Annotated in this window: 9 protein-coding genes, 3 tRNA genes and 2 pseudogenes; 8 read left to right on the top strand and 6 right to left on the bottom strand. The window is 51.8% G+C overall.

Annotation, left to right across the window (positions count from 1 at the left end):
- From uvrC to AC07N8_RS01075, 5 genes are all read left to right on the top strand, one after another.
- Window positions 1-1,824 (top strand): excinuclease ABC subunit UvrC, encoded by a 1,824-nt coding sequence (gene uvrC, locus AC07N8_RS01095; RefSeq protein ID WP_493141924.1) that lies wholly within the window; start codon window positions 1-3, stop codon window positions 1,822-1,824.
- 32 nt (window positions 1,825-1,856) lie between these two features.
- Window positions 1,857-2,417 carry a CDP-diacylglycerol--glycerol-3-phosphate 3-phosphatidyltransferase gene (pgsA, locus tag AC07N8_RS01090; RefSeq protein ID WP_483842379.1) on the top strand — a complete coding sequence of 187 codons (561 nt, stop codon included), beginning with the start codon at window positions 1,857-1,859 and terminating at the stop codon, window positions 2,415-2,417.
- A gap of 63 nt (window positions 2,418-2,480) precedes the next feature.
- Window positions 2,481-2,556, top strand: a tRNA-Gly gene (locus AC07N8_RS01085).
- 45 nt (window positions 2,557-2,601) lie between these two features.
- Window positions 2,602-2,675 (top strand) — tRNA-Cys (locus AC07N8_RS01080).
- 194 nt (window positions 2,676-2,869) lie between these two features.
- Window positions 2,870-2,956 (top strand) — tRNA-Leu (locus AC07N8_RS01075).
- Between the two features lie 94 nt (window positions 2,957-3,050).
- Here the strand turns inward: AC07N8_RS01075 and AC07N8_RS01070 are convergent.
- The 4 genes and pseudogenes from AC07N8_RS01070 to AC07N8_RS01055 all read right to left on the bottom strand — a co-directional run.
- A pseudogene (locus tag AC07N8_RS01070) lies at window positions 3,051-3,706 on the bottom strand (tyrosine-type recombinase/integrase); the annotation flags it as partial.
- A 264-nt stretch (window positions 3,707-3,970) separates the two neighbouring features.
- Entirely contained in the window at window positions 3,971-4,186 is a 216-nt protein-coding gene (locus AC07N8_RS01065; protein ID WP_483842378.1) for a hypothetical protein, read from the bottom strand.
- Window positions 4,183-4,456 (bottom strand): annotated as a pseudogene (locus AC07N8_RS01060) (ogr/Delta-like zinc finger family protein). The gene AC07N8_RS01065 and the pseudogene AC07N8_RS01060 overlap by 4 nt, the downstream one beginning before the upstream one ends.
- 28 nt (window positions 4,457-4,484) lie before the next feature.
- Entirely contained in the window at window positions 4,485-4,682 is a 198-nt protein-coding gene (locus AC07N8_RS01055) for a DNA-binding protein (protein WP_483842377.1), read from the bottom strand.
- On the opposite strand from AC07N8_RS01055, the gene AC07N8_RS01050 reads away from it, so the two are divergent.
- Window positions 4,599-5,132 (top strand): helix-turn-helix domain-containing protein, encoded by a 534-nt coding sequence (locus AC07N8_RS01050; RefSeq protein WP_493141922.1) that lies wholly within the window; start codon window positions 4,599-4,601, stop codon window positions 5,130-5,132. The genes AC07N8_RS01055 and AC07N8_RS01050 overlap by 84 nt on opposite strands.
- Before the next feature lie 529 nt (window positions 5,133-5,661).
- Here the strand turns inward: AC07N8_RS01050 and AC07N8_RS01045 are convergent.
- Window positions 5,662-6,303: a hypothetical protein gene (locus AC07N8_RS01045; RefSeq protein WP_483842375.1), complete on the bottom strand. Its 642-nt coding sequence runs from the start codon at window positions 6,301-6,303 to the stop codon at window positions 5,662-5,664.
- Entirely contained in the window at window positions 6,288-8,294 is a 2,007-nt protein-coding gene (locus AC07N8_RS01040) for a hypothetical protein (RefSeq protein ID WP_493141920.1), read from the bottom strand. The genes AC07N8_RS01045 and AC07N8_RS01040 overlap by 16 nt, the downstream gene beginning before the upstream one ends.
- Window positions 8,295-8,952: 658 nt before the next feature.
- Here AC07N8_RS01040 and AC07N8_RS01035 point away from each other — a divergent pair.
- The gene (locus AC07N8_RS01035; RefSeq protein ID WP_493141918.1) at window positions 8,953-9,297 is read left to right on the top strand and encodes a DUF6572 domain-containing protein; all 345 of its coding nucleotides are present in this window, start codon (window positions 8,953-8,955) and stop codon (window positions 9,295-9,297) included.
- Window positions 9,294-9,953, top strand: coding sequence for a hypothetical protein (locus AC07N8_RS01030; protein ID WP_483842372.1), 660 nt, complete (start codon window positions 9,294-9,296; stop codon window positions 9,951-9,953). The genes AC07N8_RS01035 and AC07N8_RS01030 overlap by 4 nt, the downstream gene beginning before the upstream one ends.
- Window positions 9,954-10,067 lie beyond the last annotated feature (114 nt).

Below are 10,067 nucleotides of genomic sequence, written 5' to 3'. Positions count from 1 at the left end.
ATGACTGAAGTCTTCGATCCAAGCGCCTTTCTATCGACGGTCAGTGGGCGCCCCGGTGTGTATCGCATGTTCGACAGCGATGCGCGCCTGTTGTACGTCGGCAAAGCCAAGAACCTGAAGAATCGCCTGTCGAGCTACTTCCGCAAATCCGGTCTGGCACCCAAGACCGCAGCGCTGGTGGCGCGTATCGCTCAGGTCGAAACCACCATCACCGCCAACGAAACCGAAGCCCTGTTGCTTGAGCAGACGCTGATCAAGGAATGGCGCCCGCCGTACAACATCCTGCTGCGTGATGACAAATCGTACCCTTACGTCTTTCTCTCGGACGGCCAGTTCCCGCGCTTGAGCATTCATCGCGGTGCGAAGAAGGCCAAGGGCAAATACTTTGGGCCGTACCCGAGCGCCGGGGCGATTCGCGAAAGCCTGAGTCTTCTGCAAAAGACCTTTTTTGTCCGCCAGTGTGAAGACAGCTATTACAAGAACCGCACCCGACCTTGCCTTCAATATCAGATCAAGCGTTGCAAGGCGCCGTGTGTGGGGCTGGTCGAGCCCGAGGTGTATGCCGAAGACGTGCGCCACTCGGTGATGTTCCTTGAGGGCCGCAGCAATGCGCTGACGGATGAGTTGTCCGCGGGCATGGAAGAGGCAGCGATCAACCTCGAGTTCGAGCGCGCCGCCGAATTGCGCGACCAGATTTCATTGTTGCGTCGAGTCCAGGACCAGCAAAGCATGGAGGGCGGCACCGGCGATATCGACGTGATCGCCGCCTTCGTCAATCCGGGTGGTGCGTGCGTCCACTTGATCAGCGTGCGCGGCGGTCGGGTATTGGGCAGCAAGAACTTCTTCCCGCAAACCGGTATCGACGAAGACGTTTCCGAAGTCATGGCCGCCTTCCTCGGGCAATACTTCATCACCAGCCCCGAGCGCGACTTGCCGAGTGAGCTGATCGTCAACGTGGTTCATGAAGACTTCCCGACGCTGATAGAAGCCATCGATGCGCTGCGCGGGCGTGAACTGACCATCAGTCATCGGGTGCGTGGCACGCGAGCGCGCTGGCAGCAACTGGCGGTCACGAACGCCGAGCAGGCCTTGAGCGCGCGCCTGGCGAACCGTCAGCACGTCGCGGCACGTTTCGAAGCGCTGGCGGAAGTCTTGAACCTGGACGAGCCACCGCAGCGCCTGGAGTGCTACGACATCAGCCATTCCAGCGGCGAAGCCACCGTGGCGTCTTGCGTGGTGTTTGGCCCGGAAGGCCCGATCAAATCCGATTATCGCCGCTACAACATCGAAGGCGTAACGGCGGGGGATGACTACGCCGCGATGCATCAGGCCTTGACCCGTCGCTTCAGCAAGCTGAAGGACGGAGAGGGCAAGCTGCCGGATATTCTGTTGGTGGACGGCGGCAAAGGTCAGTTGTCCATGGCGCGTGATGTGCTGAATGAGCTGGCGGTGCCGGACCTGATTCTGTTGGGCGTGGCCAAGGGGGCGACGCGCAAGGCCGGTTTTGAAACCTTGTACCTCAACGACGCGGCCCACGAATTCACCTTGCGCGGTGATTCCCCCGCGCTGCATTTGATTCAGCAAATACGCGACGAAGCTCACCGTTTCGCCATTACCGGGCACCGCGCTCGCCGTGGCAAAACACGTCGCACGTCCACGCTGGAAGGCGTCGCCGGCGTCGGGCCGACACGACGTCGCGATTTATTGAAACATTTTGGTGGATTGCAGGAGCTGTCTCGTGCCAGCATCGAAGAGATCGCCAAAGCACCCGGGATCAGTAAAAAGCTCGCAGAGTTGATTTATGCAAATCTGCACAGCGAGTAGAATGCCAACTCACCTCGTAGCCAGTTGTGCCGATGAATATCCCTAATCTGATTACCGTTCTACGCGTCCTGCTCATCCCGATCTTCATTTTGCTGTTCTACCTGCCTTACCAATGGAGCTACGTGGCCTCCGCCTCGGTCTTCGCCTTTGCTGCCGCCACAGACTGGCTGGATGGTTATCTGGCTCGACGCCTGGAGCAAAGCACTCCGTTCGGGGCGTTCCTTGATCCTGTGGCTGACAAGCTGATGGTCGCCGTCGCACTGGTCTTGCTGGTGCAGGAACATGGCAACCTGTGGCTCACGCTGCCGGCCGCCGTCATCATCGGTCGCGAAATTGTCGTTTCGGCATTACGCGAATGGATGGCCGAACTCGGCGCCCGTGCTCACGTCGCCGTATCGAACCTGGGCAAATGGAAAACCGCCGCGCAAATGCTAGCGCTGGTGATCCTGCTGGCCAATCCGTCAGACTTTACCTTCTGGGTCTTGATCGGTTATGCCTTGTTGCTGGTGTCTGCGGGCCTGACATTGTGGTCCATGGTCCAGTACTTGCGGGCTGCCTGGCCACATCTGAAGACCGACGTTGAAAAGAAATAAAACTTTTTTGAATCAAGGGGTTGACGGGGCTTCTGGATTCTATAGAATGCGCCACACCAAGACGCGGGAATAGCTCAGTTGGTAGAGCACGACCTTGCCAAGGTCGGGGTCGCGAGTTCGAGTCTCGTTTCCCGCTCCAAGTTTGAACACATTTGTTGTTGTGCTACTGACAGCAAATGTTTGAGGCCGAGTAGCAAAATGGTTATGCAGTGGATTGCAAATCCACCTACGCCGGTTCGATTCCGACCTCGGCCTCCACTATAAACAAGCTCCGTAGATCTATGATTTACGGAGCTTTTTTATTTCCGCAGCCCTGCAAGATTTTGTCTTGAAAAGGTCAACTGCGAACTTGCTTCACCGGGGCGGGGTGTATATATTTCCCCCTCTGTTGCACAAGCGTCAGAACTGCCAGGTCTTCATTTGTCAGTCTCAGACTGCTTCACCGCGCTACCGCCCGAATGGCGAAACTGGTAGACGCATGGGACTTAAAATCCCCCGCTCGTAAGGGCGTGCCGGTTCGATTCCGGCTTCGGGCACCATGAATATCAAGGGCTTACGTGATATACCTCACGTAAGCCCTTATTTCTTTGCTCCGCAAAAACTAACCTCTGCTCCGCAATCCTCTACCACCCGTCATTTTGTGGGTGTGACCTTCATCCCTTTGCGCATTCGAATGTACTGTTCCGTCATCCCAACGGTGGTGTGCCCCAGTTGATCGCGTGCTGCTCGAATATTGCCTGTCGACTCCTCCTTATCTGTCGCCGCCTTCGCCCTCAAATCACGCATCTGAAAGTCAGCTTTCGGAATGCCCGCCGCTTCTCGCGCATCATCAAATCGCTTCCTGAGCATGCTGGTCGTCAAAGGCTGACCGTTTTCCAGGACGACAAGGCGAGTAGATCGAATCTTGTAGCCGGCTTTGCGCGCCATAATCCGGGAAATTACAACTTTCAGTTCGCCGACTACCTCAATGCGTCGTTTTACGCCTGTTTTCCCTTGTTGCACCGAAAGCTGTCCATCGCGAATGTCTCGCTCGTCCATCTTTAACGTAGCGGCAACCCGTTGTGCCGTGAGATAGAACAGATCCAAGGCATCTTTCAGCGGTTGCTCTGCGTGCTGATAGACCTTTAATAGAAGGTCATCCTCGACGTAAATGTCTCGCCCGGTCTCTTTGTTCCCTTTTATCCCTGAACAAGGGTTTGCCAGTGAGGTGTAACCGCTCTGGCGAGCGAAGTTCCAAATCGAGCTGAGGAGTGCCTCTCACGATTTGCGCGGACAGGGGCGGTCTTTTGAGCGGTACCGCAGGTAGCGATCAGTGAGTCATGCCGCAAATGTTCGGACACCGCAATGAAGCGCTCCTCATACCAGTGCGCATTGAACTGGTCGGCATACTCCGCTCGAAGCGTTTCAAGCAACATTCCCGCCTGTTCACGGGGCGGGGTGGTGAAGATATTCACGTCGTTTTCCATGCTTACCTCAAATTTTTGGCGCACCTCACCCATACCTATTGCGGCATAGGTGTGAGGCTTGTTGAACTGGGGGTGACATGGTGTTTATCAGGCGGCTGCCTGGATCTCACTCCACGCCAAGTGCACCAGCTTTGTTGCTGTGTTGGTGGGCACTTCAAGGGCCACGATCAGATGGCGTACGCGGCTTTCAAAGAGCTGATCGGAGTCCGACAGGTATTGCGCCTGGTGACGTAGCAGATACGCATGAGCGGCTTCCTGCATGCTGGTGCGGTAATCCTGAAAAGAATCTTGCGTGAGGGTCATTGTGCGGTCTCCAATCCTTGGCTTGGCAGCAGTTCCAGCTGGTCGCTGCCGTGTTTCATGGCTTCACGACGCAACGCCGTGTCAGCCAGTGCGAGCTTGACGGTAGGGTTGGCGATACCGCTGGGGCTCATCTCATGAGTCATCTCGAATTCAGCGCGTACCGACCAGCCGCAGGCTTCTTTGGTGCATTGCAAAAATATGGGTTCCTTCGCTGGTGCGTATCCGCATTCGAGAGTGGCAGTGAGGGCAAACCAGTTTATAAGTGCTCAATGGGTGCTTCCTTGCGCTGTGTACCTCATCAACTGACTGAGCCTTCCTTGATACCCAGTAGCACCACGGCGCGATGCGCCTGACCGCGGCGCCCCTTTTTTCGGCCGTTGAGTAAATCGCTGACCAAGTCGCTGTTTAGTTCGTGCTGGCGGGAAAACTCGGCAAGGCTAATCCCTTTTCGATCGAGTGCTGCTCGGGCTTGCTCGGGGGTAAGAGGGGCGGGCATAGCGTCCATTCGTGGGCATCCGTGGTTATTTGCCGCCGTTATGACCAAGCAGTTGTGCTTGCAAAGGGTGAATGCTTGAGAAATTGTGCATCTGAAGAAGACTTTGACGTTGGCGTAGGCGATCGCTTGCGCGAGGAAAGGACATTGCTGGGCTTCAATCAGGATGCCTTTGCGCAGCTCGGTGGTATCACTCGCAACACCCAAGGCAGCTATGTAAAAGGCGAGCGAAACCCCGATTCTGCTTACCTCATCGCCGTGGAAAACGCAGGCGTCGATGTGCTGTACGTCTTGACAGACGAACGTTTGAAGCGGGCTGCTGAAGGATTGGACGAGGCAGAAAAACAGATGATCGATCAGTTCAGAACGCTGTCCGGATATGACCAAAAAGCAGTGCATCGTATCGTGAATGCCATGTCCGAAGTCACCATTCTTTCGAACACCAGGAAATAACTCGTCGATATTTACAACATTCGTTACGACGGATTTCAGTTTTATTTTTCGCACGCCTAAGTAACGTTGCATCTGCAATACACTTAATGGAGTAGTGAAAATGTAGGATCAGGATAATAAAGAGAACATTCGCGGGGATAGAATCGATAGCGAAAATTCTGAGCTGACCCAAGATGAGTGGAATCTTCTTACATGGTATAGAGATGTGTCTGAGGTAGATCAGGATTATATCTGTCATGTTGCGCGGGTGCTGGCGAGCGCGCTCGGATAGCTGGAGTTATAAGGGAAAGCTATTTTAATGAATGGCGCTGATAGCGCCAAAGGAGCCCGGCCAAGCGCCGGGTTTTTGTTTGAGTTTTGTCTGGGCGCGCCGCATCGGTGTGATCGGCACACGTCGTAACAATTGTTTGCGAAACGCTAGCCAATGCTGTCTATTGCGCAAACAACATTAGCAGACGCGGACGAGGGATCTTGACTTCATACGGTCGGCGTTAGGCGGTACCCTGGGTAGTAAATGGCAAAACGCGTATCAATCCGGGTAGTTCCACACTATAGGCCCGCAATCTGAAACGGCTATAGGCGTGCCGTGTGTCTTTTTTGGAACGTTAACATCAAATTCTCTAGTTGCGTTGCGCTTAACCTCGATTTCAACAACGCTGTTCATTTTTGAAGGGGTTCCAGCGTTTCCATCGTAGCCCATGCATATTGCTATTGACGCTCCCTTGTTTACGTCCCGAAAAATCATATCCTGATCACTATTGCTATCAGTAGGCTTGATACGCAGTTGATCAATCTGCTGACCTTGGTTTTCGACAAGTAGAAAATAGCTGGAGTTGATTTTTTGCTCTTGTATTTCGGCATTTTGCGTTGCGTCCGAAAGCAGGGCCCGAAGTTCAGTCAGGCACGGCGTATTTGCCAATTGAACCTCTCGACCACCCGACAATTTGAAAATATTTGAACCATTTACAAAAATACATTTTTGCAATGTCGCAGGGTCCCCTACGGACAGCCAGCCTACTTTAACGTTATCCGGCCTAAAGACAAAGTCGATGATATTTTGATAGTTGGAAATCAAGGCGGCTACAAATCCAAGGGCCGCTCCACCACCAACTATCATCTCTTTTAACCCAATTTTTTCCGACTTCGGAGGTGTCGCTAATTTTTTGGGCATTTTATACTCCTGTTAGCAAATTCACGCTTTATCAGCGCGTTGATGTCGACAGTAAGGTCAACAAGTTTGGTGTTCAGCTCAGTATCCGGTTTTTGATTTTGTTTCATGGCGATTGCGACGCGCTGAACTACACTTGCATCGCGCTGTTCTTGCGAAACACTAGCATTCAACTCTGCAGCATCAAGACCAAAGTTGAAAATTCCCCAACCGTAGGCATATGCCAGATTCAAGTGCTCAACTGTCTGTGATCTGAAGGTTACATTTGACATTGAAAGGAATGCCTTGACCTTTTCTACTTCTATAGGATTCGACATCAGTGTACACATCGCCTTTTTCGCGTACGGTGTATAGTCTGTAGTTGCAATATATTTTTTTGACACTCCAGCAAGATCTAGCTCCTTGTTGTGTTTGCCCCCGGCAGATTGCACGACCACGCTAGACTCCCCCACAGCATTGCTATAGAACTTCAATATGTCCGCATTCAAGGATTGCATATAAGGGACCGCAGCAAGCATCGCCCTCATGGATCTCTCTCCAAAGGCAGTGACAAGCCCCTCGACCACAAATGGATAGTCATCAGATCGCTGCGGGTTGTAGTAGGCATGTGCCAACTCATGTAAAAGAACGGCACCGACTCCATCAAACATACTTTTCACTGATCCTGGACCGGCAGTTGCTTCCGCAGCGACACGAGAATACACGCGATCTTCATGTTCGCAGTATTGTCCTGCCTCGGTCACGCTAGCGCCTCCACACCAAGCCAGGGGAGCATTCTTCAACCAATAAATTTCTAGCGGTGCACTTTGGCGTTGGCCCTGCCGATCAACCGGACGAAAGGCGGGCATCAGTTCGTTATTAGCACGTGCCTTTTGTGCATCCGACCGCAGTGAAAGGATATAGCTCTCAATTAAGTACAGCTGGCCTAGGTGCTTCGCGTGTAGCCCCTGCGACGCAAGATTGCTCGCTATGTTTTGTAAGCTATTGTCGTTGCTTGGAAACTTTTGCTTGATACTACTTTGTATGCTCTCGCCACCCGATATTCCTAATATGATTTCTGCCATTTCACCGATCGAGACAGCAACAGTTTCTGAGGTAAAGAGACGTACCGATTCGCCCTCGACGTCAAAGTCATGTTCCCTTATTAATCCCTGCTCAGTAACCTGCGCAGACCATTTTATATCCTTGGAAGCATCCATTAGCTTTTTTACAAAATCGTTCTTGAAGTAGTCATTAAGCACTTTTAGATGACCCGGTTTAGTTTGCTGCGCACCCCAGACGAGTGGCAAAATTTGGAAAATTTGATACGCTGAGCGCACACTCGATGGCATTGGTGCATCTAGTGTCATTTTTCGATATTCGATTAATTGTTCTATATCTGGGGGCGGGTTCTTTAGCTGCTCCAATATCGTTATTGATGTCACGCCATGTGTTTCTAGAGCCTTAATCAACAGTTCTAGTTCTTTTGCTTGCCAAGGGTAGGCGCAAAAGTAGGTAACCTCTGGTGGGATGGCCTGTCCGGTGGATATTGCCTGGCCGAAGTATTGGTCAAGGCACGCTGGTGTGGACCAGATATTTACACTTGGTATAACCTCTGGTCTTAATTTCTCAACGGGGAGATCCGGGGTTGGAGGCATGGGCATGTCATTGTTATTGCCAGGCCAAACAAACTGCCGTACAAAAAGAAAGCCGCCACCGAGTATGCAAATCAACAAAAAAAGCCGCAGCGCCTCTGTTCCATGGTCTTTCCCACTTGCTTGGCCAGTTGAGGTCTTATTAGGTGAAGCTTGGTCGTATGAGCTACTGTCAGGTGAGGCCTGATCTGGGGAGGCCTGAGCGGGAGAAGTCTTATCGGGTGACGACTGAGGAGGCGATGGACTGGCCATCATCAATCCAATTGCATAACCCAACGCGCCTCCAACAGTGCCACCCACGGAGCCGAAGAAAAGCTGCCCAATGATGCCCAGTCCAAGAACCCAAGCGAGCTGTATCATGACCTCTGCTCCTCTAAAAAAGTGATGGGAACAGCATTTTTTTCGTCATTTACCGAAAATAAAAAGCGCATGTTTCCACGGCAAAATATCGATTTTTAAGGTCGTTGAGGATCTTTGATCGTGTGCGCAATAGTTAAAACGAAATTTAGAATGAGTAAAGAAGCTGTGGAGGGTTTTGTCGAGGTTTTTTTATTGTTGGGGATGGAGTTTTTTAGGTGTTTCATCCACATAACAACTCTCCTGAAAATTAAAAAAATGGTATTGCATGCTAATTTTTTTGAATTAAGCATATAGCTTTCTCGTTATGATAGATGCTTGACGCACTACTGTTTTGGCGGGTCAATGCCTGAAAAAATCTCTACCTTAGAAAAGAGATGGCCCAAGCATAATGCAGGACTGAGCCCGCATCAGAGGATTGGGCGCGTTTGGGTTAATTGCCTTTGATTTCTTCGGGCTTCCACGCCTGGTCGCTGAGTTTGCGGTGACGCGGGAAGGTAAAGGGCTGCTCTTTTTCCCGCAACCTCCGAAGGCAATTAACGGCCTCGCATAAAGCGTTTTAAGTCACCCCGCGGCTATTTTAAGAGATGTCTTACAGCCCCGCTTCCATCCTTCCTATAAGGTCGCCTTCGACCAAACCCGACATCCTGAGGGAACAGCTATGTCCATCCTGGAAACAAAAGTCGTCGATATTTGCGCAGTCCCAAAAGCGGAGCCCGATAAGGTCATACTTGTGATTGCGGATCACCTCGGCTGGGAGAAAGCCGAAGAGGGCGAGCATCTATTGTTGCTGCAAGAAAAGATCAATACCTACCTCGCCTTTTACGAAAGCAAGGAGGTTTTCGAATCGCTGCCATCGGCACAAGGGAAGGCGCCTGTTATTCGCATCATCGGCAAATACCCGCTTTCGAATGAAGCTGAGACGTTCATTGATCGCGCTACGCCGGTTTTACGTGACGCTGGCATCGAGTTGGAATTTGTGCACAAGGTTTCTTCAGAGTCATGAGTATCGAACTGAAGAGCATTGTGAAGGCCTGTTTGCTGATCCTTGCGTTATGGCTCGCGCAATTCCTTGAGCATGACACGCAGACCATTCTGATTTTCACGACAGTTTTGTCATGCGGTGCGATTTTTGCCATTTGCAACCGTGGAAAGCTCAGTGTTTTTGTACGAAATTGGCCCAGCTCCCTCGTTTACACCGCTGTCATTCTCTACGTTTGCAAAATCATCGCTGAGAAGTCGATCAATGCCAGAACGGGTATTGAAGTGGAGAACATCAGGTACGCATCCACCATCGGTGGATTCATTTACTCCATTCCCTTATCAATGATACTGATCAGCCTTTACATGTTTTTTCTGCTGGGAGCTAAAAAGCTCACTGGTCTTGAAGCGAAGCCCAACACCCGAGAAAAAGAGCGGGTCCCTGCGTTGGAAATATTCTTCGTTGGCTCGCTCCTTGGCCTAGGAATGCTCGCCTTGTCGCCGGCAGATGTTTTGCTTCGATATGCAGTGCTCGCCGACGCGACCAAGGTGACCACCTGTGGTCCGGTCGCAGATGAGGTCGTTTACATCCGTAAAAATCCAGACACCTGCGCCAGGATCCACGTGAATCTGTTTAAGGGAATCTACGACTTCACCGATGTTCCCGGTAAGGCTGGCTGAGACACGAATGTGCCGTCTCATAAAAATTGACCGCTTCAGTATCGACTGAGGCGGTTTTTTTTCTGAAAAGTCCAGCAGTCTCTAAATCCCGGGGGCTATGGGAGCTTCGAGATT

It is taken from the genome of Pseudomonas sp. GW821-FHT10C09 (assembly GCF_059415465.1).
The sequence above is the reverse complement of the archived record's forward strand: the minus strand, read 5'-3'. Positions and strand labels throughout refer to the sequence as shown.